The sequence below is a fragment of the Bacillus cereus genome (assembly GCF_002577405.1).
GTDB classification, from domain to species: Bacteria; Bacillota; Bacilli; order Bacillales; family Bacillaceae_G; genus Bacillus_A; species Bacillus_A cereus_AU.
Genome location: NZ_NULR01000009.1, coordinates 29,980 through 56,244, shown reverse-complemented (window position 1 = coordinate 56,244; position 26,265 = coordinate 29,980). Strand labels below are relative to the sequence as shown.

The window sequence follows — 26,265 nt, the reverse complement described above, 5'->3', positions numbered from 1 at the left end:
TCTCTTATTTACAAATCTCACGTAAATCAGCAAACAGACGATCCGCTTCTTCCCAAGAAGATGCTTTTGCACCAGAAGCCATCGGATGTCCTCCGCCGTTATATTGCATCGCTAGTTTATTTATAACTGGTCCTTTTGAACGAAGGCGAACACGAATCACATCGTCTTCCTCTAAAAATAGAACCCACGCCTTTAATCCATCAATATTACCAAGAGCTCCAACAACACCAGATGCTTCAGAAGGAAGTACATCAAATTCTTCTAATACTTCTTTCGTTAATTTAATGTAAGCTGCTCCTTCTTCTACCATCGTAAAGTTTTGTAAAATATAGCCGTTTAAACGAGCAATTTTTTCTTTCGTCTTATACATTTCATTGTATAAATCTGTAAATTTCACGTCCATGTCAACAAGCTCACTTACGTAACGAAGTGTTTTCGCTGTTGTATTCGGGAATAAGAAACGACCTGTATCACCGACAATTCCCGCTAAAATAAGGCGGGCCGATTCTGTTGTTATCTTTAATCCTTTATCTTTTCCATACGTGTAAAACTCATAAATCATTTCACTTGTAGAGCTCGCTGTCGTATCTACCCACGTAATATCTCCGTACGGATCTTCATTTGGATGATGATCAATTTTAATTAACATCTTCCCTTTTGTATAGCGTTGATCGTCAACACGTTCTTGGTTTGCTGTATCACATACGATAACAAGTGCATTTTCATATACACTATCTTCAATATCGTCCATTACTCGTAAGTATGCTAGTGATGGTTCATTGTACCCAACCGTATAAATATTTTTCTCTGGAAACGATTCTTGCAGAATTGTACTAAGACCGCCCTGTGAACCTAATGCATCTGGATCCGGACGTACGTGACGATGAATAATAATCGTATCAAACTCTTTAATTGCTCCTAAAATTTGCTCATGCATATGTATAATCTCCTTTTTATTCAACTTCTTCACTTTAACGTGCAGTAAAAGCCCAATTGGTGCGGACTAATCATTAGCGCGTGGAAACATCCTCACACTAATTAAAGTTTCACTTTATCCTCCATTATAACGGAAAGTATTTCATACATGCGAACAATTGCTTTATAATAAAAGTTAGAAAGTTTTGATATTTCTTTTTTCTCCACTATTATTTTTCACAAATCGATGGGAGTGTGCATTATGCCAGTATTAGTCTTCTGTATTATCGTCTCATTTATGTTGTACCTCTTCTACAAAACAAAATTCTTTCGTACAAACCGTCCGATGGAGAAGGGTTGGCTCTCTGGAAAATCTGCAATGGCACTCGGTTCATTCGTCTTGTTCTTCGGGGTAAACCAATTCTTTTTAGAACTTTCAACTGCCCGTATTATCGTTGGTGTTTTATTCGTTGTATTTGGTAGTGCAAGTGCATTTAATGGATTTCGCCAATATAAACATTTCTTACCATTAGCAGTTAAAGAAGCCGAAGCTTATGAAGCAACGTAAAAAAGCATCAACATTGTGATGCTTTTTTACGTCCTCTAACTTTCAAAATCATATATGCAACAAACGCAGAAGGTATATTAAATGGATTTCCTTGCACATGAAAATGTAATTGTTCTTCTTCAAAAGACATTTTTTCATATAATTCTCGCTGAGATAATCCTGTCCGTTTCTTTTTTTCATTTAATCCTTGTATGTATAAATATTGAAACGGTATCATCACAAGAAAGTAAAAGAGTGCGACACCACCAAAAAAGAGCACTTCTGATGACATATTGCATACCGCCTTCCTGAAATACATTTTCTTACAATAGAATTATAACATAATACACAATCAAGTTGAATTAATATTCTGTCTTTTTACACATTGCCTTCCCACTAATTTTCCCCACTTCACCTTATACATATTCCGCTAAAACTCACATCTTTAATAATGCTTTCTAAACTTAAACTAACAAAAAAGATAGAACAAATCAAAACGATTTGTTCTATCTTTTATTTATCGATTAACTGCACCATAAGTAATGCTTTTCCAACAACATTACCTTCATGATGCACTTCTACATCAACCTTACCAAATTTACGTCCAATTTCTAATACTTTCGGATGAACGGATACAACATTATCAATTTGAACCGGTTTTACGAAGTAAATTGTTAAGTTTTCAACAATTAAATCGCTCTTCTTTTGCGCACGAATGACGCGCGTCGTTGCTTCCGTCACAATTGTTGCAAATACACCGTATGATAACGTTCCGATTGAATTCGTCATCTGTGGCGTCACTGAAAATTGATATAGATGCTCATTTTTCGCTTCTTTCGGCGTCATAAATTGATTCGTTACAATATCATCGATCGTTTCACCAACTTGTGGTTGACGCTGAATCATTTGCAGCGCTTGAAGTACATCTTGACGGCTAATAATTCCTTGCAGTTTATTTCCTTCATCAACAACAGGAAGTAATTCAATGCCTTCCCATACCATCATACGTGCCGCAGCTGCGACAGACATTTTACCATTCACTGTAATCGGATGTTTTGTCATGACTTTATCAATCGGTGTTTCTTTCGCTACACCAATCATATCTTTTGAAGTTACGATACCTAGCACTTTTTTATTTTCATCGACAATTGGATATCTTCCGTGCATTGTCTCTTCATTATACGCATGCCATTGCTGTACTTTATCATCTGGCTTTAAATATAACGTCTCTTCAATTGGTGTTAAAATATCTTCAACGAGTACGATTTCTTTCTTAATAAGTTGATCATAAATTGCACGGTTAATTAACGTTGCGACCGTAAATGTATCATAACTACTCGAAATAATTGGAAGCTTTAATTCGTCTGCTAATTTCTTCACATGATCTTCCGTATCAAATCCGCCCGTAATTAGCACCGCTGCACCAGCTTCTAGCGCTAATTGATGTGCGTTCGTACGATTACCGATAATAAGTAAATTCCCTGCTTCTGTATAGCGCATCATCGCTTCTAATTTCATAGCTCCGATTACGAATTTATTTAATGTTTTATGTAGTCCTTCTCTGCCCCCAAGTACTTGACCATCGACAATGTTAACGACTTCTGCATATGTCAGTTTTTCGATATTTTCTTTCTTCTTTTGTTCAATTCGAATTGTTCCGACACGTTCAATTGTACTAACATACCCTTTATTTTCTGCATCTTTAATTGCACGATAAGCTGTACCTTCACTTACACTCAAATCCTTCGCAATTTGCCTTACAGAAATTTTATGCCCTACCGGCAGGCTATTAATATGTTCTAAAATTTGATTATGTTTGGTAGCCAAATGGTTTCACCATACTTTCTTTTCCCTAAATTCTTCATGTGTTGTATTTTCAGTATACTATATTTCCAAAACTGTTACACTCTCTCTTTCTGTATCTGTACTATTTTTTTTATAACAAAATAATCCTTACATTCCACAAGCCACTCTATTACAACAATGTAATGCTATTGTCATCTCGTTCGATAGTTAGTCCACTCGATTCCCTATACAATTAAGACAAGATATGAAACAAAGGAGCGAATACATGATGAAAAAATTTTTAGAGGTTGTAGGTGCTGTGTTTTTAGCTTTCGTAGACGGGAAAAAAGTTGCGATGGAGTTGAATGAAACACCTGAACAGCCACGTACAAAAAGACAAGAATCACCAAAACAAGTACAAACTTTAAAAACTGTACTGCATACGTAAAAAACCCTTCACTTGTCTTTTCAAATGAAGGGTTTCTTTTTTATAGTGTAATACTTCCTCCAGCGTCTAATACTTTCCCTGTACAATTTTGTAGCTTTTCAACAAATTGATATGGGTCTTGTTCAATAACTGGGAACGTATTGTAATGCATCGGTACGACTGTTTTTGCACCAACCCATTTTGCAGCTAAAACAGCGTCTTCTGGTCCCATTGTGAAATTATCACCAATCGGTAAAAATGCTACATCAATATCATTCAGTTCTCCAATTAACTTCATATCAGAGAACAGTGCAGTATCTCCCGCATGATATATAGTTTTCTCTTCTGCTGTAAACAAAATACCAGCTGGCATACCTGTATATGTAATCGTCTTATTTTCTTCATCAATATAACTAGAGCCGTGGAATGCCTGGGTAAATTTCACTTTTCCAAAGTCAAATTCATGTGAACCCCCAATATGCATCGGATGTGTATTCACACCTTGCCAACTTAAAAATGTAGCTAATTCAAATGGTGCTACAACGACCGCATTATTTTTCTTCGCAAGTGCTACTGTATCTCCCACATGATCACCATGTCCATGCGATAAAAGAATCGCATCTACTTTTACATCTTCAGCCTTTAAATCTGTTTTCGGATTCCCTGTTAAAAATGGGTCAATTAAAATAACCTTTCCATTCGTTTCAATCTTTACAACCGAATGCCCGTGATAAGATACTTTCATTATTATATTCCTCCCCTATTCACATTCACACTTTGTATTCTACATGATTTCTTAATTCCCTGTCTTTTCTAACATCTATTTACTTGTCATAACGCTTTCATCCGATGTAAAGTTATATTTGTAATTAAATATCTCGGGGGTGCCAATCGATGAATGCTAGATTAGAAAATTTAATGCAATGGCTAAAAGAAAAAAACGTAGAAGCTGCTTTCTTAACTTCTACACCAAACGTTTTCTACATGACGAACTTCCACTGTGAACCACACGAAAGACTTCTTGGTATGTTTGTATTCCAAGAAAAAGAACCTATTTTAATTTGTCCTAAAATGGAAGAAGGTCAAGCACGTAACGCTGGATGGGCACATGAAATCATCGGATTTACTGATACTGACAGACCATGGGATATGATTGCAAAAGCAATTAAAGACCGCGGTATCAATGCAAATGCAGTTGCAATTGAAAAAGAACATTTAAACGTAGAACGTTACGAAGAATTAACAAAATTATTCCCAAATGCAGCTTTCAAATCAGCTGAAGAGAAAGTTCGCGAACTTCGCTTAATTAAAGACGAAAAAGAACTTTCTATTTTACGTGAAGCAGCTAAAATGGCAGACTATGCTGTTGAAGTTGGTGTAAATGCAATTAAAGAAAATCGTAGCGAGCTAGAAGTATTAGCAATTATTGAGCATGAATTAAAAACAAAAGGCATCCATAAAATGTCATTTGATACGATGGTATTAGCAGGTGCAAACTCTGCTCTTCCACACGGTATTCCAGGCGCAAACAAAATGAAACGCGGCGATTTCGTACTATTTGATTTAGGTGTAATCATTGACGGTTACTGCTCTGACATTACACGTACAGTAGCATTCGGTGAACTTTCTGAAGAACAAACTCGCATTTACAACACTGTACTTGCTGGACAATTACAAGCAGTTGAAGCATGTAAACCAGGCGTTACACTTGGTGCAATCGACACAGCTGCTCGCTCTGTCATCGCAGATGCAGGCTACGGAGACTTCTTCCCGCACCGCCTTGGTCACGGACTTGGAATTAGCGTACACGAATATCCAGATGTAAAAGAAGGCAACGATTCTCTATTAAAAGAAGGTATGGTCTTCACAATCGAACCAGGTATTTACGTACCAAACGTAGGTGGCGTTCGTATTGAAGATGATATTTACATCACAAAAGACGGATCAGAAATTTTAACGAAATTCCCGAAAGAATTACAATTTGTGAAATAATAAAAAGGCAGCGTGATTGCTGCCTTTTTCTATTTCTGCTTTAAAACCATCTTCTCTTCATACTTATTATCCCATTTAATCACAATCTCTATCGGTTCATCTTTAGATAGGGGTGCACAACTTACACAAGAAGACTTCATTTCAACCTTTGCTCCTTTATGATTTTCTGACGTTTGTGTCATCGTACTAAAGGCTCCATTAATAGCAATCTCTAAATTTTTCAATTCTGTATTTCCATCTCCACCCTTATATTGAAACGTAAACATGCCATCTTCACTGTCATCCTCAATATGGCCTTTATATTGCCCCTTCCAACTTTTGCTCTCGCTAGAAAAAGTAACATATGAAATTGAACAACTTCCTAAAAAGAAAATACTAATGAACAAAAATAATACTTTCTTCATAATTCTCCTCCATTTAAAAGCACTTATTTCTCGTCTCATTCTTCTCAATGTCTATATGTAAAGAAGCGGAATACAAAGTTGAAAGATTACTACAAGAGCCAATCTAATATTATAAAAAAAGAAGGCCCTTTCTTTAAAAAGTGCCTTCTTCTATCTCACTAATATTCAATTGAAATTTCACAATCCAAACTGAGAAAAGATGGACGAGAAGCGCAAACGCCATACATGCTCCGCTTAAAAAAGTTAATATAGGATGCGAATACACGTGCCCTAACCCATAAGATATCACCACGAAAAACATTGTTATGTAAATATAAATTGCTCCATGTATTTGCCTCATATAAACCTCCTTTTCCCATATTATAACATAAATTTTCTGATTATTCACATTAATTACTCGTAATCAATATTTCTCAACTGTTACACCTCTTACAGCAGCCTTAATATACGGTGACCCTTGTAAACTTTGTAAATCCTCTGTTATTCCTATTACGACTACACCGTATATTTGTAAATTTTTTAGTTTGAAGCTTTTCATCTCATTATAGTTTGCCCTAAAATATTTTTGAAATTCCACTTTATTTTCACTTAAAGATATCCAAACATACCACGACTCCTTATGCTCTCCTCTCTATATACTGTTTGAGAGCATAAAATGTATACTGTTTTTCTAAAAAATGTTCATAATAAAAAGCAAATCTATTTTAATGTGCTTTTTATTATTTCATCGCTTCTTTCACAACATCTTGAATCATAACAACTTCTGTTTTCATATCAACAGACGGTACTTCCTCATCAATACATTCATACCAAAATTCCAAGTGCTTTTTATCAATTTCATGATGAGAATTTTCGACAACAGCCCCACCTTCTCCTTGCACAGAATGCCAATATAAGTACTCTTCTCCATCTCTTATTTCCCGGAAAATTGTCTCTACATACATCTTTTCGTCGTTTAATGTCAAAAGCACTTCTTTCATATTGTCATTAAGAAGCTGCATCCATTCGTCTACACGATGACTTTTACCTTGTTTCACTTTAAATCTCGATAATTCCACATTCATTTTTATTCCCCCGTTTTCTTACGTACAAACAATCTATATTCTATGGGATTATAAAAACTTAATTTACTAGCTAATTTTTGCGAAGGAATATTGTCTACATAACAATCCCAGCACGGTGTAATATCATTTTTCATGCAATATTCAATGAACCGTGTTGCAACAGCTCGGGCTAATCCTTTCCCTTGATATGATTTATGCGTCGCAATATCAATTTCAGCAAACCCGTTCCCGCTAAATATCGAAACACATTCCGCTACAATCGTTCCCTCTTGTTCTATGCAAAATCCAAAACCATCATTCAAAAACGCTTCAATTGATCCCCAATATTCTTTATAATATTCCTCTGTAAATTCATTGCTTCGTGCTATATCTTTTCTATCGATACGCTTCACTTCATATGTACTTTTATTACAATCTCGTTTTCTCTCTTCAAAGGTTACTCTTTGAAATTTCATTCGCGGGATGTTCCTAAGTGCATTACTAAAACGCTCTTCTATCATCATTTCCCACTCTTCACTCGAAGTGAACAATGTAAATCTCTTCTCTGTTTTTTCAATAGCCGTTTTTATATACGAAAATAAATCTTCGTTATAACTTTCATCTTGCGTATTACCAAATACATAATAAATGCCATTAGCTGTACTAATTAGTCCTGCTGTTAACTTCTCGTTTGCAAAAACCTCACCATCTATCATTTGATCACATACCGCATAAGCAAACGTCGTCGTTTTTGTATGACTTTCTAAAATCGGAAGGATTTTTCTATACTCGGCTACAGATAATTTTTTCATACTTGCTCCACCTTAATCGTATCAGCCTCTATATTTTCAAAACAAAGATTTACCGTTCTCTTTAATGCTCTCGTTCTATGAATCGTACAAGCCGGAATTAAGATAGAATCATTCGGCTTTAAAACCGCTGTTTCTCCATCTTCAAAATCAATAAGTAATTCTCCCTCTAATACAATGAATAATTCGTCGGAGTTAGAGTGATAGTGCCAATCATATTCACCAGTAAACACAGCAATTCGTAAGCAATGATTATTTACATTTGAAACGACGAAGTTTTTATGTTGATTTTGAATATCCTTTGTTAATTCTATTAAGTTCACAGCTTCCATCTTTCGATCCATCCTTTCATTAGTCAAAAACTAATTTAGTCTCCACCACCTCCGCAATCGCCTCCACCATCACTTGAGCTGCTACAATCGTTGCTACTGTAGTCGCCAAATCCACTTGATGAGCTTGAAGCTTGTGAAGATTTTTTGCTCCTTTTTCTATCTTTACCGCTTTCATGACTAGGCCACACTTTATCAAACAATATAAAGAATAAGACTAACTCTATTGCGACAAGTATAAATACTAAAATACTCTCAATAATATTAGGAGTTATCCCAAAACTATAAAATAGCTCGAATGAATAACCACACAAAATTACATACAGAACCATACAAATATACTTAAATGTTTTTTCTATAATACGGACTATTTTTTTTGAAATGGGTATGTTCTGTTCCTGATTTTTCTTTATATATTTTTGTCTCTTAGCTTGCTTTTTCTTCCTCTTTTTGCTCCCCATCGAATCCCCTCTTTCGACTTTCACTTTCTATTTAATTCCAAATTATCACAAAAAAACACATCATAACAAGCTATATTTCTCGTAAAATTTTGTTTACTTTTTGTAAAGTTTTATTTACTTTTTACCTAAAAATGGATAAAGTTAATGTAACAAATTTACAAAAAAAGAGATTTTGTATATTTGATTAAAAATAATGTGAAACAATTCCGCGTCGTTAGAAACATCACCCAAGAACAATTAGCTTCCTCTGTTCAAATCACTAGACAATCCCTCATCGCTATCGAGAAGAATAAATACAACCCAAGTTTAGAATTAGCATTGAAATTATGTGAGTTTTTCAACTGTAAAGTAGAAGATTTATTTCAATTAGATAAAACTGGGGAGGAAAAAAATGAAAAATAATTTCATCCAAAGGTTTGCCTCGCATCTTACTATTTTAGTGTTAGGATCAGCCTTTCTTTATTTCAGTAGTAGTGATGAAGAAAAAATTAGTTCTGTCCTTCTATTCGCTGGCGTATACATACTCTTAGCCTTGATACTATTAGTAGTGAAACGAATATTCTTTAAGAAAAAAAAGAACGATGCAGAGAAATATCCATTACCTGAGATGGATGAAAGAATCGAGAAGATGAGTTTAAAACTTATGGCGCAAATTTTCGGTCTCTCTCATTTAATCGGCTCTGCGATATTATTTATTTTATATATCACTGACAAAAATTCGACGATACGAGTTGAATATGCTCTGTATTACTTATTCGGCATTCTTTTCTTTACAATGATGTTCGGATTGAAAATTGTAAAGAAACTAGACAATTGATCCAAATAAAAAGCCCCTCCTTACAAAAGGAGGGGCTTACATGTATCTCTATTATGATAAAGCAGGAGCTTTTTCAAGAAGCTCTTTTGCATCAGCGTATTGTAAGCCGTGTGCTTCTGCAACTGCTTCGAATGTTACATATCCATCTAATGTGTTAATACCTTTTAATAATGCAGCGTTGCCTAGGCAAGCTTCTTTGTAGCCTTTGTTCGCAATTTGTACTGCATATGGTACTGTTACGTTTGTTAATGCAAGAGTTGATGTACGTGGAACCGCACCTGGCATATTAGCAACTGCATAATGAACAACACCGTGTTTTTCATAAGTTGGGTTGTCATGAGTTGTAATACGGTCAGTTGTTTCGAAAATACCACCTTGGTCAATCGCGATATCTACAACGACAGAACCTGGTTCCATTGATTGAATCATTTCTTCAGTTACAAGTTTTGGCGCTTTTGCACCTGGAATTAATACTGCACCAATTACAAGGTCAGATTCTTTCACAGCTTCTGCAATGTTGTATGGATTAGACATTAATGTTTTTACTTGGTTACCGAAAATGTCATCTAATTGACGAAGACGTTCTGCACTTAAGTCGATGATTGTTACATCTGCACCTAAACCTACTGCAATCTTCGCTGCGTTTGTACCAGCTTGACCACCGCCGATAATTGTTACTTTGCCACGTTTCACCCCTGGAACGCCTGCAAGTAAAATACCTTTACCACCTTTGTTTTTCTCAAGGAATTGTGCACCGATTTGCGCAGCCATACGACCTGCAACTTCACTCATAGGCGCAAGTAATGGTAATGAACGATTATCTAATTGTACTGTTTCGTATGCAATTGATGCGACTTTGTTATCGATTAATGCTTTCGTTAATTCTGGCTCTGGAGCTAAGTGTAAGTATGTGAATAAAATTAAACCTTCGCGGAAGTAACCATATTCACTTGCAACTGGCTCTTTTACCTTCATAACCATATCTTGATTCCATGCTTCTTCAGCAGTTTCAACAAGTTTCGCACCAGCTTGTACGTATTCTTCATCTGTAAAGCCTGATCCTATACCTGCTCCTTTTTGAACAAAAACTTCATGACCATTTTGCACTAAATGTACAGCTCCCGCTGGCGTCATTGCCACGCGGTTTTCATTGTTTTTAATTTCTGTTGGAATACCGATACGCATTATTAGTTCCCCCTTGAGTTATGAAATGACCCCTGAATCATTTTTTAAAGCGCTTTCTACGCTCTTATATTTTAACATAATATCTCAATATTTGACAAAAAATAAGACAAGTTTTCCGATAGATTTAATCTTACATTAAAGGACAGTATTATCCGCACCTTTCAGTATAAAGGATAAACTGTCCAATTATTCGAAACTTCACTTTATTTAATTCTATCGATGTCTATGAATAACATCCACTGCACCGGTTACTTCAATAATTGTACCGGTGATCATATCGGAATCGTCCTCACATAAAAACGAAATAGTTCTTGCGATATCTTCACCTGTTCCAGATCTACCAATTGGTGTTTTATGTTCTTTCTGCTGACGCGCTTCTTGAATTGTCGCCTCTTTCATTTCACCAATAATATCACCAGGACATACCATGTTCGCAGTAATACCATATTCCGCTTCTTCGTAAGCAACTGTTTTCGTTAATGAAACAAGTCCTACTTTCGCTGCCGCAAAAGCTGAGCGATAAATCCATCCCGGCGCACTATCTGCCCCTTGGAATCCGTAATTAATAATACGGCCAAAGTTCTGTTTTCTCATAACCGGAACGACAAGTTTTAATAAATGAAATACCGCTGTTAAATTGCCCTGAATCATTTCATTCCATTCGCCTTCTTCATAATCGACTAACTTTTTTCGTTCAAATACATATGGACCAGCATTATTAATTAAAAAGTCAATTTTGCCAAAACGGCTCATCGCTTCTTCTACTATTTTATGTAAATCTTCCTTTTTCGTGACATCAGCTCGCACGAACTGTAGACGTTCTTCCACATTTTTATATGTTTCTTTCATTGTTTCCATAGCAGCCATATCGCTATGATACGTTACTGTTACTGAATAGCCTTTAGCCAATAACTTTTCTGTTACTTGCTTTCCTAAACCTTTCGTACCGGCTGTAATGAGCGCGTGTCTCACAAACATGCCCTCCTTTTAAATTGCTATAGTTCATATGTAACAAGTTCTCGCTCCAATTACAACTAAAATGAATTGAAACAAAGTTTTCAAAATTCTGTAACGTTTTAGCGAGCGCATTACCATAATTTGTTTTATAATTAAGTTGTAAACAGTTATAAAAATGATTGGGAGGAATTTACTATGAATAATACATATACAAATATTTTAATTGCGGTGGACGGTTCTAAAGAAGCAGAAAAAGCGTTTAAAAAAGCAATTCAAGTTGCAAAACGAAACAATGCAACATTAACAATCGCTCATATCGTTGATGTAAAAGCGTACTCAGCAGTAGAGGCTTATAGCCGCGCGATTGCTGAACGTGCAAATCTATTTGCAGAAGACTTATTAGAAGACTACAAAAAAACTGCGCTTGAAGCTGGCCTTGAAAAAATTGAAACTGTATTAGAATTTGGTAATCCTAAATCTAAAATTTCAAAAGAAATCGCTCCAAACAATAAAGTAGATTTAATTATGTGTGGTGCAACTGGTTTAAATGCTGTTGAGCGTTTCCTAATTGGTAGCGTCTCTGAACATATTATTCGCTATGCGAAATGCGATGTCCTTGTTGTTCGTGGTGATGAGGAGCAAGGTGATCTTTAATTCATAAATAAAACACCAAGTCCCCAGGGGCTTGGTGTTTTTCATTTCACATATTTCACGATAAATACAAGACAAGCAGCAACAATCACTAAAGAAAAACAATACGTCGCATCTTCCATTCCTTTCTCATTTCCTAACATTACACTAACATACATTTTTTAGAAATAGACGGACACAATATGTGTGTTTAGAAAAGGAGGATGCTACATGGATGATTCTGAACGTATTATTTTAGATGTGAATGGGAAAGAGATCGAAATGTTAGATACGATTCGCACACATTTTAAAGAGAAACATGGTGTGGAACTAAGTAATGGTGCATTACTTCGAGATTTGATGGATATTGAGTATATTCGAATTACGAAAGATCGACATAAGTATGATTAATCGATGAAACTTTAAGCCTAGAACATATTGTTCTAGGCTTAATTAAATCTATACGAAAAATGTTATAATTAGGAAAAAACAAGTATGGAGGATGCTCTACTATGAAATCTGAAAATATCTCAAAACATTTTCATACATTACATGTACAAAGAAACCAGTTCCTTCCTAAGCTTCATTCACTTTCACAAGAACAACTATGGTATAGGAAAGAGGATGGAAAATGGTCTATTGGTGAACACTTTTATCACTTATATTTAATTGCAAGGATGCTAAAAATAGCGATTAAATTCTCTTTCACTCTTATCCCTTATGCCAAGCTAAGAAAAAACGCGCCATTTGCAACTGACATACATGATATTTATGCCGAATATAAAGAAAAACACGGCAGAGGCATGAAAGCCCCTTGGATTTTAATCCCTTCAAAAAAAGTCTATCACTCTATGAATGTAAACGAATTAGAAGAATTACTTTCACATGAAACAGATGAACTAAAAAAACTAGTTCAAAATATAGAAGAAAATATCGCAGGGCATATCGTATTTTTAGACCCCATTGCTCACTATCCTAACCTTATTCAATCTATTCAACTATTAGCGATTCATGAGAAGCATCACTTTATGATTATGCAAAAAAATTATGAAATGATAGATGCGTACCTAAAAGTCTAAATACAAAAAGGTAAGGTACTTTAAAAAAAGCACCTTACCTTCTATATCATACATCATTTAACTTCCAACAAACTCTCCAACTAACCCCTTCGCTTTTTCCAAAGCGTTTTGGATTTGTTCAAACCCTGTTCCGCCAGCACTATTACGGCGCTTTACAGCCGCATATGGTGAAAGAACTTCATATAAATCTTCTTCAAATAACGAACTCATTTCTTTATACGTTTCAAGTGGTACATCTAATAAATAAATTCCTTTTTGTGTGCAATGTAGAACTAACTTTCCAACAATTTCATGAGCTTGACGGAATGGTAGTCCCTTGTTTGCTAAATAGTCAGCAATTTCTGTTGCATTAGAGAAATCTTGCGTTACAGCTTGCCCCATCTTTTCTTTGTTTACAGTCATCGTTTCTAGCATGCCGCCCATAATATGCAGGCATCCTTCTACTGTTTTTACTGTATCAAACATTCCTTCTTTATCTTCTTGCAAATCTTTATTGTAAGCGAGCGGTAATCCTTTCATTACTGTAAGTAAACTGAATAAGTTACCGTATACTCTGCCCGTTTTACCGCGGATTAGTTCCGCCATATCCGGATTCTTCTTTTGCGGCATAATACTGCTTCCCGTTGCGTATTGATCGCTCATTTCAATAAATTGAAACTCTTGGCTACTCCATAAAATAAGTTCTTCGCAAAAGCGTGATAAGTGCATCATGAGCATAGACGAGTTACTTAAAAACTCCAGTATGAAATCACGATCGCTTACCGCATCTAAACTATTTTCATAGATTCCATTAAATCCAAGAAGCTCCGCACTATATTCTCGGTCAATCGGGAATGTTGTCCCAGCTAGCGCTCCTGCTCCTAATGGGGAGATGTTAATACGCTTTAATGAATCTTCATAACGATTCACATCGCGCTCTAACATCCAAAAGTAAGCAAGAATATGATGTGCAAATGATATAGGCTGCGCACGCTGCAAGTGCGTATACCCAGGCATAATTGTTTCAATGTTATTTTCCGCTTGATGAACAAGAACAGTTTGCAATTGTTTTGTAGCCTTTATAATATCTTGCACTTTTTCTTTTAAATATAAGTGCATATCAGTCGCTACTTGATCGTTACGGCTTCGGCCTGTATGAAGTTTTCCTCCTACTTCACCGATTTTTTCAATTAACATCTTTTCAATATTTAAATGAATGTCCTCAGCCTCGACTGAGAAACTCAATTTATTTTCTTTCGCTTCCTCTAGTAAATATTGAAGCCCTATCTTTATTTTCTCTGCTTCTTCTTTCGTAACGATGCCTTGCTTTGCTAGCATCGTTACGTGTGCAATACTCCCAGTTATATCTTGATTTACTAATTGTTGATCGAAGGAGATGGATGCTCCAAACTCTTCAACCCATGCTTCCGCTTCTTCTGTAAAACGTCCGCCCCAAAGTTTGCTCACGCTTCCACCTTCTTTTGATTCACTTGGCTGTATACTTTCGTAGGTAAACCGAATAATGAAATGAATCCAACTGCCGCATCATGATTAAATTCATCCTGAGCAGTATATGTTGCTAATTTCTCATCATATAAAGAGTACTCAGATTTACGACCTTCTACAATTGCATGACCTTTAAATAATTTCACACGCACTGTACCTGTTACATTTTTTTGCGTTTCTTGTAAGAAAGCATTAAGCGCTTGTTTTAAAGGTGAGAACCATAGGCCGTTATAAATAAGTTCTGTTATTTTCTGTTCAATCATCGGTTTAAAATGCGCTACTTCTTTCACAAGTGTTAAATCTTCCAGCTCTTTATGCGCTGTAATTAACGTCATCGCTGCTGGACATTCGTATACTTCACGAGATTTAATACCGACAAGACGATTTTCTACGTGATCGATACGTCCAACGCCGTGTTTTCCAGCAAGTGCATTTAACGTTTTAATTAATTCTGAAAGTGGATATGCAGTGCCATTTAAAGTAGTCGGTACGCCTGCTTCAAATCCAATTTCTACAAACTCTGGTTTATTCGGTGTATCTTCTAATGCCAATGTCATCTCATATGCATCTTCTGGCGGCGCTGCCCATGGATCTTCTAAAATTCCACATTCGTTGCTGCGTCCCCATAAGTTTTGATCGATTGAAAATGGGCTATCTAAATTAATTGGAATTGGTACATTATTTTCTTTTGCATATGCAATTTCTTCTTCACGTGACCATTTCCATTCACGCACAGGTGCAATTACTTCTAAGTAAGGATTTAATGCTTGAATAGAAACTTCAAAACGAACTTGGTCATTCCCTTTCCCTGTACATCCGTGTGCAACTGCAGTCGCACCTTCTTGTTCTGCGATTTCTACTAATTTTTTCGCAATCAGCGGACGAGATAACGCAGAGACAAGAGGGTATTTTCCTTCGTATAATGTGTGTGCTTGCATCGCCATCAATGCATATTCATTCGCGAATTCCTCTTGAACATCCACCATATACGATTTAATTGCACCTACTGAAAGTGCTTTTTCTTTTACAAATGCTAAGTCTTTACCTTCCCCTAAGTCTAAGCAAAGCGCGATAATATCATAATTTTTCTCTTGTAACCATTTAATTGCAACGGAAGTATCAAGACCTCCAGAATATGCTAATACAACTTTTTTCTTCTCCATTTTTGCATCCCCCTAAAGAATAAATATTCATTTTCTTTTATAATAATTCACACTTTAACACCTTTTACAAAATGTATCAAGAGTCATTTTCAATTTTTTTCAAACAATTTCGTCGAACTTCTTTCTTTTTTTATGTAAAATAGAGGCAGGAAAATGGAGGTGTATCTATGGAAAAATATTTTATATACAACGAGCATCTAGGAATTGCAGTGCCGAACATACAAGAAGAATGGGAAGACATCTCTAAAAAAACGCAGCACGCTATTTTATTAAAATGGGAGCAAATTCGGGGAAAAATACCCGATCGTATAAAAGAACTTGAACATTACATTAATCAAAAACAACATCGTTTAAATAACGAAGAGAATTTTGAAATTTCCTGTAAGCTTAATTCTGAAATTGCTGATCTTGCTTCAATTATTAACGATCTTTGGCTTTGGTATCGCCTTACCCAAAACGTATCTGAGGGAAAAGCACACCAATGAAAAAAGCATGCCCCTCAATTACTTTGGGTCATGCTTTTTTGTCGTAACACGATTTACAATATATTTCTTGTGCTGTTTTCGCCAAACACACATCAAATGGACCTACTAGCAGACTCTTTCCTTACTTATTGGACAAACTTTAAAACCTTTCCTATCTTACGAAATAACTTAGGCTTTTCTACAAAAATATTTAAACATAACAATTTTTGTAGATTTCCTCCGTTTATTGTCGGTTTCCATCCGCATACATTTTTTGAAAGTATGATATAATTATATAAATCTTGAAGGAAGGGATTTTGATATCATGATCGCCCGAAGGAGCATGTGGCATCGTATTGACGAATCATACACGTAGCGTATTTTTCAGCTCAGATACTTTAGTCTAGCGAAAAAAATACGAGAGTGGGGAAATTATGATTGCCCGAAGGATAATTTGGCAAAAAAAAGACTCTTCTTACACATAGCGTTTTGTTTAGGACTTAATTGTTATTAGCTAAACAAAACAAAGAAGAGCAGGATTGCTAAATGAAGAATTCTACTCCACGTTTTGTTTAGTCGCTTTAAGACTTAAACTAAAACGAAGGTAGGGAGAATTGATGGACGAGAGGATTATTCGTTATTTCTTCAGCGACATATAGCGTAGTTAGTTTTACGTAAACTAACTGAAAGCTACATGTGAGCTCGTAGTTAGTTTACAACACCAAAAGGACTACTAACTACGGAAAGAAGGAATAACGATGAGGAACATCCAAAGTCGACAAATTATTAAAGAAATTTTTATGGTTTTAATCGGTTCATTTATTTTAGCAGCAGCGCTATATCACATTCACTTCCAAAACCACTTAACAGAAGGTGGATTTGTAGGTATTGCACTATTTATCCAAAATTTTTATGATATTTCACCATCTATTTCAACTGTGATAATGGATATCCCTATTATTTTACTATGTGCTTCATTTTTAGGTAGAAAAATGGTTGGCTATTCATTCTTAGGTTCAATTTCATTCGGAGTATTTTATTCCCTTATGGAAAATTATTCTCCATTTACGGTAGATTTATCAAATAATTTATTTGTAGCTGCAGTAGTTGGCGGTGCGTTAGCTGGTATTGGACTCGGTTTTATATTGCGATTTGGCGGTGCAACCGGCGGAGACGATATTTTAACGATTGTATTAAGTAAACGAACTCGTTTTACAATTGGGCAAATTTTCTTCGTCTTTGACGCGATTGTTCTTGCGCTTTCATTATATTATTTAAATTGGACAGAAATTGCTTTTACTATTCTTTCGATTGCCGTACAGGCAAAAACATTGGATTTAATTTACTATCCAAAAACAGAAAAGAAAGCAACAAAGCAACCAGTATCAATTCCAATGTCCAAAAAACATGCAACAAACTAAAAAGCGAAAGGCTTCGGCCTCTCGCTTTTTTTTTACGCTCTTTTTTCTTTTTCGACTATGTGGCGCACTTGATAAAATCGATTCGCAAATTCAGTAACATTTCTTGTTAAACGATAGTTCACTGTAGATCCGATTGCCATTCCAATTACCGGAATGCCTTGGAATAACTTACGACGAAGCGCATAAATCGAAAATGTCTTCAAAATTTGCTTTAACACAACCTCCGTAGAAGCTGGTTGTAACACCGCTTCGTCTCCTTCATAAAAGAACGAATCTTCTTGCTCCAGTTCTTGCAATAAATTGTACCATGCGTACTGCTGAAGTCTTCCTGGTAGTAATGACGCATGAAATACCTTTAACGCAAGCATCATTTCATAAGGCTTGTTCACATCATGCCCAAATGATGTTGCAATAAGCTGTACGGCCTTTACATTTAACGCAATCATAACCGGAAAATCAGCTGTTAATAATAATAAACCACCAGCACCCGTTGCTCCGCCTTGTACGAATGAATATAGGCGATGACGTGCTGTTTGCTGCTCTGCTATGTATGTTAATTGATCAATAGATAATGATTTCAAATCTTCAAGTTGCTCAATTGATTCATCAAATAATCTCGACGTTCCTAAAATACGATTACGTGCATCTAGCTGTGATTGTGAACTTTGAATAAGCGCATGCAAATGAAAGAGCCATCCATCTGCTTTCGTAAAGAAATCTTTTCGTTTTTTCTCAGGTAATTTCGCAATTGTAGTATGTACCCATTTATCAAACATTTTTTGAAAATCGGTCGATTCTTGCTCAATTAATTGCGCTTCCCATTCCTTTATATTGTCTAAAATGGCTTGTTCTCGCTTCGATCGCACCGTAACAACCACCTCGTTTGATTTTTTTCTATTGTAACATATTTCCGCTTATTCTTTGCAAATATGCTTATACATTGCACATTCTTTATATGGAATATAAATTGCAAGAATCTATCCAAATAAATGTTACTAATTTCTATTCAACTACATTATAATCGTCCCTATACAAAAAAAGACGAAACCCTTTAGGATCTCGTCTTTTTCATGCATATATTAACCAATATCTCCAAGACGTAGTACGTCACGAGCAATCATAACTTCTTCGTCAGTTGGAATTACGATAATTTTTACTGGAGAGTGTGGGAAGCTGATGAATGCTTCTTCGCCACGAATGTCGTTACGTTTTGGATCGAAGTATACGCCCATGAACTCAAGGCCTTCTAATACACGCTCACGAATTAGAGCACTATTTTCTCCAATACCAGCTGTAAAGATGATTGCGTCTACACCTTTCATACGAGCTGCATAAGAACCAATATACTTATGGATACGTCCTACGAATACTTCTAGCGCTACTTCTGCACGGTGGTTTCCTTCTTCTTCCGCTTGTTCGATGTCACGTAAGTCACTAGAGAATCCAGAAAGACCTAACATACCACTTTTCTTGTTTAATACGTTAAGAACTTCTTCTACTGTTTGGCCTGTTTTTTCCATGATGTATGGAATTAACGCAGGGTCAATGTTACCAGAACGTGTACCCATTGTTACACCAGCAAGTGGAGTGAAGCCCATAGAAGTATCGATAGATTTACCGCCTTCTACTGCTGCGATACTTGCACCGTTACCTAAGTGACAAGAAAGTAAGCTTAAGCTTTCAAGTGGACGACCTAATAATTCAGCCGCACGCTCAGTTACATATTTGTGAGAAGTTCCGTGGAAACCGTATTTACGGATGCCAAATTTCTCATAGTACTCATATGGTAAGCTGTATAGGAATGCAGATTCCGGCATTGTTTGGTGGAATGCTGTATCAAATACTACTACTGCTGGTACGTTTGGTAATACTTCTTGGAATGCTTTAATACCAACAATGTTTGCTGGGTTGTGAAGTGGTGCTAAATCGCTTAATTCTTCGATATCAGCTAATACTTCATCAGTAAGTAAAACAGAGTCAGCAAATTTTTCGCCGCCGTGAACAACACGGTGACCGATACCGCTAATCTCATCTAGAGACTTAACGATTCCGTTTTCAGTTAATTTTTTAAGAAGCATATTAACTGCTACTGCGTGATCTGGGATGCTTGTAATTTCTTTTTGTTTTTCGCCATCTACAGTAATAGTGAAGATACTATCTTCTAAACCGATACGTTCTACTAAACCTTTTGTTAATACTGTTTCACTTGGCATTTCAAATAATTGGAATTTTAAGGAAGAGCTTCCTGCGTTAATCGCGATGATTTTTGACATCTAGTCTTTCGCCCCTTTTTCTCTTGGTAGTTGTGTGGATCATTCCACAAACCGCTCGATTTTATCTAATTAAACTTACTCATTATGAAACCATTTCATCATCAGTAAATTTTATACTCACGATTTTAATTTAAACATCGTCTGAGATATATTTCAAGTGAAAAAATTGTAACACCAAGAAAAAAAATATATTACAGATTTCAAAAAAATTCAGTTAAATCTTGTATATACTAAAAAATATTACACATCATATACAACTGTACTATAGTAATTACTAACCCTGTTACATATATATCGTATTATTTATGTGTTGCAAACCAAGTATTCAATTGATCCATAATGTTCTCCATAGCCTTCATGTTAGAGAACTTAGGTAATTCCACTAGTAGTGCCTGTTTCGGCATTGTTACACCTTGGCCTTTCTTTTGGAGCACAAATATACTTTTTGCATTTTTCTCGTTTTTAAACATGGAAACAGGTAGCTGTAATAACCCTTGAATAAAACATGTTTCTTTAATAAATGCATGTAATTTTGGCGCCTGATCACTTTCGAAAATGAAGTTCGGTACTAAGAAGAATAAGTATCCGCCTTCTTTCGTATGTTTCACACTTTGTTCAATAAATAAGTGATGCGCATATGACATTCCTTCATCTGCTTTTAACTTATATTCACTTGCACCGATTTCATTTGGATAGTAACCGATTGGTAAATCTGAAACAACTGCATCAACTGGATCAATATAAAGTGGTGCTAGTCCATCTTGATGGAAGAATTCGATTGCATGCTTTTGTAAATTCGCATTTACCAAAGCAAGTTTAATTAGCACTTCATCCACTTCTACACCAAATCCACTCATTTCAAGTCCTTCTTTGGCGCTATTAAACACTGTAGTCATTAAGTTACCTGTTCCAATTGCAGGGTCTAAAACAGTAATTTCTTTTTGCCCTTGCATAAATTTATGGAATAAGTAGCTCATGAACATTCCAACTGCATCAGGCGTCATTTCATGATTCGCTTGCACGCCTTCTTTCATTCCTTTTAAAATGGCTAGCTGAAATGCTTTACGAATTTCTTCCCCTTTATATGTTTCTTCATTAAACGTACTATATTCACGATTCAACCTTTCAATTGTTGCCTCGGATAATTCTTCTTGTAAAATTGCTCCTTCAAACAAGTTATCACCTGTTTCTACAAGCGCCTCTAAATATGTCACATCTAATTCTTTACGTAAAACTACCATAGAAGAATCAAAAATAGAAAATAATGTTTCTACTGCCTGACTCACGTACATTCCTCCTTCTCTCTTTTACACATAACTTATATCATACCATAATCTGATTTTTTCCCAAAAGAAAAAGCGACCTCTTTTTAGGAGCTCCCTTTTAAGTGATGTATGACGTAACGTCTTTTCTCATATATCGGTTCATTTAACAATATATGAGAAAAGACGACCTCTTCTAAAGTGAAACTTTAATTAGAGGTCATCTTCATTTACATTACTTCGCCAATTTTGCTGCTTCTAATGCTGCTTCATAGTTTGGATGGCTTGTACCTTCGCTTACGTATTCTGCGTAAACTACTTTGTCATTGCTATCTACTACGAATACTGCACGAGCAAGTAAACGAAGTTCTTTCATTACTAAGCCGTAAGCTTCGCCGAATGAAAGGTCGCGGTGGTCAGAAAGTGTTACAACATTTTCTAAACCGTTTGCTGCACACCAACGTTTTTGAGCGAATGGTAAGTCAGCGCTAATTGTTAATACTTTCGCGTTTTCAATACCTGCTGCATCTTGGTTAAAACGACGTGTTTGCGCATCACACACACCTGTGTCGATTGAAGGTACAACACTAATTAATTTCACTTCACCTTTGTATGTTTCTAAACTTACTGGAGATAAGTCGTTTGCTAACACTTGGAAGTTTGGCGCTTGATCGCCAACTTTAACTTCTGTTCCAACTAAAGTCATTGGATTACCTTTAAAAGTTACGTTTGCCACTTGAGAATCCTCCCTTATTTAAACAAAATATGTACACTGTAAATGATAGTTTGTCCCTATCGATAATGCAAATAAAATCGCTTTATTTACAAAAAAATAAAAAAAGAGAACATCCTAAAAGTAGAGCTCTTAACTTTACGATTACAATAGTAATTGAAATCCTATCGTACACAACTCTAAATATATCAACTTAACGAAAAATAAGACAATAGTAGCAACCTATACATATTAGAAGGTCGTCCCAAAACACCCTTTGAGACGACCTCTATTCGTTAAATTTGAAATTCTGGATCATCTTCTTTTCGTTTATCCATCATTTCTTTCACTTTATCAACAGCTTGTGGCGCTAATTCAATTATTTTATCGATGACGTGTGTTTGTTTATCTAAATGCAACACTTTCACACCTTCTCCATTTATAACAAGAAAGGCAACAGGATTAATAGAAACTCCTCCACCACTACCTCCACCAAATGGATGACGGCCTGAATATTCTACTTTACCAAATTCACTTCCACCAGCAGCAAAACCGAAACTGACTTTTGAAACGGTAAGAATTACACTTCCATCTGCTGCTTTAATTGGGTCTCCAACAATTGTATTAACGTCAGTCATTTGTTTTAAATGCTGCATTGCGGTTGTCATTAAACCTTGAATTGGATGGTCCATTCTATATCCCCCCTATGCTTGAACTGGTTTTTCTGTCATACCAGATCTTTGTTTCCTCATAAATATGAGTAATTTCACCGCTGTTTTTACAGTACGGAATATACGAAAAGATGCTGTTAACTCACCTCTTGATGCAAATCCCTTCCCTTGAAAGACAGGTGTAATTTCAAATTCTGGTACGTCAACAATATGCATATATTGTCCTACAATTCCAGCAGCCATTCCTTTTGTCCCCCATGCATATCCAGTGACAATTCCGGTACTGGCTGCGTCGCCTGTTCCAATTTGTGAATGCCATTTCCAACCATTGATTTTCACTCGTTTGAGAAAATCTTTAACAATAGTATGAACTTCTTGAAGCTTTTTTATCAGTTCACCCATGCTATCAAGTTGTGCCATAATTTTATTATCTATGCCGCCATCTTTCTCAGCTTTTTCGATTTTTTGCTCCGTCTTTTTCTGTTGTTTTTCAATTCTTTCCAACACATCAAATGTATATCGAATCATCCATATTTTCACTTGAAACAAACATTGCTTTTCCATTTCTGAATATAAAAACGTCACCTTAAGTGATATTTTCGACAATAGTATAAGCAAAATAAAAAGTAGAAGAATTATCATTCCAATTACGAGCCACTTCATTTGTACCATCCTTTCACTCCATACCCATTATCGACAAGTTTATTCACCATTAAACAACCTTTCATAAAATTGAATATAAAAATTTTTCTAAAAATAAAAAGGGATTTTGACAATTTATATCGAAATATATTATTTGAACATATCATCGAGGACACATTCTCATGATATGTAGCACGAAGAACAGAAAACTTAACTGCAGTGGAGGGATACATAATGGCAGATCGTCGCAATTTATTTTTCTTTTATGGTGATGACAAAGTAACACTTGTTGAAAAAATGAAACCAATCTATCGTATTTTAGAAGAGAATGGATTTACCATATTAGATCATCCAAAAAATGCAAACGCTATTGTCAGCGTTGGAGATGATGGAACTTTCTTACAAGCCGTTCGTAAAACTGGTTTTAGAGAAGATTGCTTATACGCAGGGATTTCTACGAAAGATGAAATTTCTTTCTACTGCGATTTCCATATTGATCACGTTGATACAGCCCTTCAAGAAATTACAAAGAACGAAATTGAAGTGCGAAAATACCCAACAATTCAAGTAGATGTAGATCACGGAACATCTTTCCATTGTTTAAATGAATTTTCTTTACGCTCAAGCATCATTAAAACATTCGTTGTGGATGTTCACGTTGATGATTTATATTTTGAAACATTTAGAGGCGACGGTTTAGTTGTTTCTACTCCAACAGGAAGTACGGCTTACAATAAATCATTGCATGGTGCAGTTGTTGATCCGCTTATCCCTTGCTTCCAAGTAAGTGAATTAGCATCTTTAAATAACAACACATACCGTACACTTGGTTCACCGTTCATCTTAAATCACGAACGTACATTAACTTTAGCATTAAAACCAGACAGTAATGATTATCCGGTTATCGGCATGGATAATGAAGCACTTAGCATTAAACAAGTGGAAAAAGTTGTTGTACGCTTAAGCGATAAACAAATTAAAACAGTTAAATTAAAAAATAACTCTTTCTGGGAAAAAGTACAGAGAACGTTTTTATAGTATTAAAAAAACCGACAAATTATGAAATATCATAATTTGTCGGTTTTTTATTTACCCCGATTAACGCGGGTAACCCCCTCTATTATCCGGCAACTTTTCTTGTCATTTTTTGTCGGTAAGTCGATATATTTTTACGCACCTTTTCTATACACGATTTCCCCATCAATGACGGTCATTTCTGCCTGTACTTCTTTTATTTCTTCTGACTCGATTTCAAATATGTCGCGGTCTAATATTGTAAAGTCTGCTTCATATCCTGTTGTAATTTGCCCCCGCTTCTCTTCTTTCCCAATTGCATAGGCACTTCCTGTTGTAAATAAAGAAACAGCCTCATATACCGTTAGCCTTTCTTCTGGCATATAGCATACGCCGTCAATAAAACTTCTACGTGTAACAGCACTATATATACCTAAAAACGGATTCACTTGTTCGATTGGAGCATCAGACCCACCGTTGCAGTGTAATCCTGCATCTAGTAACGTCTTCCAAGCGTATGCATAACGAAGACGATGCTTCCCTAGTTTTTCAATGACTGACGGGAAATCCGATGAAACAAAGACTGGCTGAATATCGATAATAGCCGGCAAGTGTTTCATTCTTTCAATCAACTCTTCACGAGCGAGCTGACAATGAATAATGCGGTCACGTAATCCTTTTGCTGGCGGATATAATTCGAGTGCATCAATGACATATTCAAGCGATAAGTCACCAATTGTATGAATGGCAACTGGCATATGTAAATCACGAGCTTTCTTCACTAACTCTGCAAGCTCTGCACGTGAAAAAATCGCAACTCCATTCGTTTCCTGCGCATCTTCATATGGTTTACTTAATAAAGCTGTTCTTCCGCCAAAAGAGCCATCAGAAAAAATTTTCATCGCCCCAAATTCAATGTAGTGCTCATTTTCATATTCTTTTCGCTCATTCGCTACTTCATGATGAACGAGCAAATGGGCTTTAAATGGCATTTCTTTTATAACGTGTGAAAACGCATTGTATGTTTTTCTAAAACCGCCATAATAATTTAAATCTTCCGTATGCCCACCAACGAGTCCGTATTGCCAGCAGTCTTTAATCGCTGTTTGCAGAGCCCCTTGTAAATAGGCTTCATCAATTTCAGGCTGAACATGTTTAATTAATTCTTGTCCTTGTTCATATAAAAGTCCTGTTAACTTATTTGATGAATCCCGGCCGATCTTCCCGCCTTTCGGGTCTTGCGCCGCTTCTGTTATGTTCGCTTCTTGCAGTATGTATGAATTCACCCATGTCACGTGACGACAAACGCGCTTTAATAAAATCGGATGTTCTTTAGAAATCTCATCTAAATCACGTACATGAACTTGTTTTGTATCTGTAAAATTATTTTCATTCCATCCTTCTCCGATAATCCATGTTCCTTGTGGAGCTCCTTCTACTCGCTTCTGAACGAGAGTAAGTACTTCACTATAAGATGTACAATTTGATAAATCTAGACGGAGTAACCTCTCCCCATGCCCAATAAGATGCATATGGCTATCAACAAGCCCTGGAATCATCGTTTGCCCTTTTAAGTCATATAACTTCACTTCTGAATATCGGTTTTCTAACTTTTCTTTATTCCCCACGTCAACAATGACGCCATTTTCAACGTAAATAGCATCCACTTTTTCATTTTCTTCTCTCATCGTGTAAATGGTGCCGCCGTACCAAATTTCTCCCATATATCCCATCTCCTTTATTTTTATTGTATAGAAAAAAGCACCATTTCAAAACAT

32 protein-coding genes and 1 pseudogene are annotated in these 26,265 nt (G+C 35.9%); 11 read left to right on the top strand and 22 right to left on the bottom strand.

Annotated elements, in window-relative coordinates; translation table 11 throughout:
* Positions 1-4: 4 nt before the first annotated feature.
* Entirely contained in the window at positions 5-937 is a 933-nt protein-coding gene (locus COC96_RS12470; RefSeq protein ID WP_218009829.1) for a DHH family phosphoesterase, read from the bottom strand.
* A gap of 240 nt (positions 938-1,177) precedes the next feature.
* Between COC96_RS12470 and COC96_RS12460 the strand changes: the two genes are divergently transcribed.
* Entirely contained in the window at positions 1,178-1,483 is a 306-nt protein-coding gene (locus tag COC96_RS12460) for a YtpI family protein (RefSeq protein ID WP_098268846.1), read from the top strand.
* A gap of 7 nt (positions 1,484-1,490) precedes the next feature.
* Here the strand turns inward: COC96_RS12460 and COC96_RS12455 are convergent, their stop codons facing one another.
* Both COC96_RS12455 and COC96_RS12450 read right to left on the bottom strand, forming a co-directional pair.
* Positions 1,491-1,754 carry a DUF3949 domain-containing protein gene (locus tag COC96_RS12455; protein WP_141436521.1) on the bottom strand — a complete coding sequence of 88 codons (264 nt, stop codon included), beginning with the start codon at positions 1,752-1,754 and terminating at the stop codon, positions 1,491-1,493.
* Positions 1,755-1,975: 221 nt separating this feature from the next.
* Positions 1,976-3,289 carry a CBS domain-containing protein gene (locus COC96_RS12450; RefSeq protein ID WP_098268848.1) on the bottom strand — a complete coding sequence of 438 codons (1,314 nt, stop codon included), beginning with the start codon at positions 3,287-3,289 and terminating at the stop codon, positions 1,976-1,978.
* Between the two features lie 244 nt (positions 3,290-3,533).
* Between COC96_RS12450 and COC96_RS27565 the strand changes: the two genes are divergently transcribed.
* Positions 3,534-3,695: a hypothetical protein gene (locus COC96_RS27565; RefSeq protein ID WP_098768880.1), complete on the top strand. Its 162-nt coding sequence runs from the start codon at positions 3,534-3,536 to the stop codon at positions 3,693-3,695.
* Between the two features lie 40 nt (positions 3,696-3,735).
* Here COC96_RS27565 and COC96_RS12440 read toward each other — a convergent pair whose 3' ends face one another.
* Complete coding sequence (locus COC96_RS12440; RefSeq protein WP_098268850.1) at positions 3,736-4,419, bottom strand: metal-dependent hydrolase; 684 nt, start codon at positions 4,417-4,419, stop codon at positions 3,736-3,738.
* Between the two features lie 149 nt (positions 4,420-4,568).
* Between COC96_RS12440 and pepQ the strand changes: the two genes are divergently transcribed.
* Complete coding sequence (pepQ, locus tag COC96_RS12435; protein WP_098268851.1) at positions 4,569-5,666, top strand: Xaa-Pro dipeptidase; 1,098 nt, start codon at positions 4,569-4,571, stop codon at positions 5,664-5,666.
* A 29-nt stretch (positions 5,667-5,695) separates the two neighbouring features.
* On the opposite strand, the gene COC96_RS12430 is transcribed toward pepQ, so the two are convergent.
* The 7 genes and pseudogenes from COC96_RS12430 to COC96_RS12400 all read right to left on the bottom strand — a co-directional run bounded on the left by COC96_RS12430 (position 5,696) and on the right by COC96_RS12400 (position 8,712).
* Positions 5,696-6,070, bottom strand: a complete 375-nt coding sequence (locus tag COC96_RS12430) for a hypothetical protein (protein ID WP_141535887.1) — start codon at positions 6,068-6,070, stop codon at positions 5,696-5,698.
* Between the two features lie 133 nt (positions 6,071-6,203).
* Complete coding sequence (locus COC96_RS12425) at positions 6,204-6,410, bottom strand: hypothetical protein (RefSeq protein ID WP_070145098.1); 207 nt, start codon at positions 6,408-6,410, stop codon at positions 6,204-6,206.
* A gap of 63 nt (positions 6,411-6,473) precedes the next feature.
* Positions 6,474-6,665 (bottom strand): annotated as a pseudogene (locus COC96_RS12420) (anti sigma factor C-terminal domain-containing protein); the annotation flags it as partial.
* A 124-nt stretch (positions 6,666-6,789) separates the two neighbouring features.
* Positions 6,790-7,134, bottom strand: a complete 345-nt coding sequence (locus COC96_RS12415) for a DUF6176 family protein (RefSeq protein WP_098268853.1) — start codon at positions 7,132-7,134, stop codon at positions 6,790-6,792.
* A gap of 2 nt (positions 7,135-7,136) precedes the next feature.
* Positions 7,137-7,925 (bottom strand): GNAT family N-acetyltransferase, encoded by a 789-nt coding sequence (locus COC96_RS12410; RefSeq protein ID WP_098268854.1) that lies wholly within the window; start codon positions 7,923-7,925, stop codon positions 7,137-7,139.
* Positions 7,922-8,254 (bottom strand): cupin domain-containing protein, encoded by a 333-nt coding sequence (locus tag COC96_RS12405; RefSeq protein WP_098268855.1) that lies wholly within the window; start codon positions 8,252-8,254, stop codon positions 7,922-7,924. The genes COC96_RS12410 and COC96_RS12405 overlap by 4 nt, the downstream gene beginning before the upstream one ends.
* A gap of 35 nt (positions 8,255-8,289) precedes the next feature.
* The gene (locus COC96_RS12400; protein ID WP_098268856.1) at positions 8,290-8,712 is read right to left on the bottom strand and encodes a hypothetical protein; all 423 of its coding nucleotides are present in this window, start codon (positions 8,710-8,712) and stop codon (positions 8,290-8,292) included.
* A gap of 180 nt (positions 8,713-8,892) precedes the next feature.
* Here COC96_RS12400 and COC96_RS12395 point away from each other — a divergent pair, with 180 nt between their 5' ends.
* Together COC96_RS12395 and COC96_RS12390 are read left to right on the top strand one after the other, a co-directional pair.
* Positions 8,893-9,114, top strand: a complete 222-nt coding sequence (locus COC96_RS12395; RefSeq protein ID WP_141535889.1) for a helix-turn-helix transcriptional regulator — start codon at positions 8,893-8,895, stop codon at positions 9,112-9,114.
* Positions 9,104-9,529, top strand: coding sequence for a hypothetical protein (locus COC96_RS12390; protein WP_098268857.1), 426 nt, complete (start codon positions 9,104-9,106; stop codon positions 9,527-9,529). Before COC96_RS12395 ends, COC96_RS12390 begins: the two co-directional genes overlap by 11 nt.
* 51 nt (positions 9,530-9,580) lie before the next feature.
* Here the strand turns inward: COC96_RS12390 and ald are convergent, their stop codons facing one another.
* Positions 9,581-10,714 (bottom strand): alanine dehydrogenase, encoded by a 1,134-nt coding sequence (gene ald / locus COC96_RS12385; protein ID WP_098268858.1) that lies wholly within the window; start codon positions 10,712-10,714, stop codon positions 9,581-9,583.
* 213 nt (positions 10,715-10,927) lie between these two features.
* Positions 10,928-11,686, bottom strand: a complete 759-nt coding sequence (locus COC96_RS12380; protein WP_141535890.1) for an SDR family oxidoreductase — start codon at positions 11,684-11,686, stop codon at positions 10,928-10,930.
* Positions 11,687-11,866: 180 nt separating this feature from the next.
* Here COC96_RS12380 and COC96_RS12375 point away from each other — a divergent pair, with 180 nt between their 5' ends.
* The 3 genes from COC96_RS12375 to COC96_RS12365 all read left to right on the top strand — a co-directional run bounded on the left by COC96_RS12375 (position 11,867) and on the right by COC96_RS12365 (position 13,380).
* Complete coding sequence (locus tag COC96_RS12375; RefSeq protein ID WP_001066674.1) at positions 11,867-12,325, top strand: universal stress protein; 459 nt, start codon at positions 11,867-11,869, stop codon at positions 12,323-12,325.
* A gap of 207 nt (positions 12,326-12,532) precedes the next feature.
* The gene (locus COC96_RS12370; protein ID WP_141436518.1) at positions 12,533-12,712 is read left to right on the top strand and encodes a ProA domain protein; all 180 of its coding nucleotides are present in this window, start codon (positions 12,533-12,535) and stop codon (positions 12,710-12,712) included.
* A 101-nt stretch (positions 12,713-12,813) separates the two neighbouring features.
* Complete coding sequence (locus tag COC96_RS12365; RefSeq protein WP_098268859.1) at positions 12,814-13,380, top strand: DinB family protein; 567 nt, start codon at positions 12,814-12,816, stop codon at positions 13,378-13,380.
* Positions 13,381-13,437: 57 nt separating this feature from the next.
* Here COC96_RS12365 and argH read toward each other — a convergent pair whose 3' ends face one another.
* Together argH and COC96_RS12355 are read right to left on the bottom strand one after the other, a co-directional pair.
* Complete coding sequence (argH, locus tag COC96_RS12360) at positions 13,438-14,826, bottom strand: argininosuccinate lyase (protein WP_098268860.1); 1,389 nt, start codon at positions 14,824-14,826, stop codon at positions 13,438-13,440.
* Entirely contained in the window at positions 14,823-16,028 is a 1,206-nt protein-coding gene (locus COC96_RS12355) for an argininosuccinate synthase (RefSeq protein ID WP_088232197.1), read from the bottom strand. Before COC96_RS12355 ends, argH begins: the two co-directional genes overlap by 4 nt.
* Before the next feature lie 167 nt (positions 16,029-16,195).
* Here COC96_RS12355 and COC96_RS12350 point away from each other — a divergent pair, with 167 nt between their 5' ends.
* Together COC96_RS12350 and COC96_RS12340 are read left to right on the top strand one after the other, a co-directional pair.
* Positions 16,196-16,513 (top strand): radical SAM protein, encoded by a 318-nt coding sequence (locus COC96_RS12350; protein ID WP_098268895.1) that lies wholly within the window; start codon positions 16,196-16,198, stop codon positions 16,511-16,513.
* A 737-nt stretch (positions 16,514-17,250) separates the two neighbouring features.
* Positions 17,251-17,913: a YitT family protein gene (locus tag COC96_RS12340; RefSeq protein ID WP_098268861.1), complete on the top strand. Its 663-nt coding sequence runs from the start codon at positions 17,251-17,253 to the stop codon at positions 17,911-17,913.
* 32 nt (positions 17,914-17,945) lie between these two features.
* Here the strand turns inward: COC96_RS12340 and COC96_RS12335 are convergent, their stop codons facing one another.
* The 6 genes from COC96_RS12335 to COC96_RS12310 form a co-directional block, all read right to left on the bottom strand.
* Positions 17,946-18,779 (bottom strand): EcsC family protein, encoded by an 834-nt coding sequence (locus tag COC96_RS12335; RefSeq protein WP_098268862.1) that lies wholly within the window; start codon positions 18,777-18,779, stop codon positions 17,946-17,948.
* 213 nt (positions 18,780-18,992) lie between these two features.
* The gene (locus COC96_RS12330) at positions 18,993-20,186 is read right to left on the bottom strand and encodes an acetate kinase (RefSeq protein ID WP_098268863.1); all 1,194 of its coding nucleotides are present in this window, start codon (positions 20,184-20,186) and stop codon (positions 18,993-18,995) included.
* 299 nt (positions 20,187-20,485) lie between these two features.
* On the bottom strand, positions 20,486-21,472 hold the full coding sequence (locus tag COC96_RS12325) for a class I SAM-dependent methyltransferase (RefSeq protein ID WP_142339997.1): 987 nt from the start codon (positions 21,470-21,472) through the stop codon (positions 20,486-20,488).
* Positions 21,473-21,683: 211 nt separating this feature from the next.
* Positions 21,684-22,184: a thiol peroxidase gene (tpx, locus tag COC96_RS12320; protein WP_097905718.1), complete on the bottom strand. Its 501-nt coding sequence runs from the start codon at positions 22,182-22,184 to the stop codon at positions 21,684-21,686.
* Between the two features lie 272 nt (positions 22,185-22,456).
* A complete protein-coding gene (gene ytfJ, locus COC96_RS12315) occupies positions 22,457-22,852 on the bottom strand; it encodes a GerW family sporulation protein (protein WP_097905717.1) in 396 nt (131 codons plus the stop codon).
* 12 nt (positions 22,853-22,864) lie between these two features.
* The gene (locus COC96_RS12310) at positions 22,865-23,503 is read right to left on the bottom strand and encodes a DUF2953 domain-containing protein (protein ID WP_098268865.1); all 639 of its coding nucleotides are present in this window, start codon (positions 23,501-23,503) and stop codon (positions 22,865-22,867) included.
* A gap of 204 nt (positions 23,504-23,707) precedes the next feature.
* Here COC96_RS12310 and COC96_RS12305 point away from each other — a divergent pair, with 204 nt between their 5' ends.
* Entirely contained in the window at positions 23,708-24,511 is an 804-nt protein-coding gene (locus tag COC96_RS12305) for an NAD kinase (protein WP_098268866.1), read from the top strand.
* A gap of 131 nt (positions 24,512-24,642) precedes the next feature.
* Here the strand turns inward: COC96_RS12305 and COC96_RS12300 are convergent, their stop codons facing one another.
* Positions 24,643-26,220: an amidohydrolase gene (locus tag COC96_RS12300; RefSeq protein ID WP_141535892.1), complete on the bottom strand. Its 1,578-nt coding sequence runs from the start codon at positions 26,218-26,220 to the stop codon at positions 24,643-24,645.
* Positions 26,221-26,265: the final 45 nt, after the last annotated feature.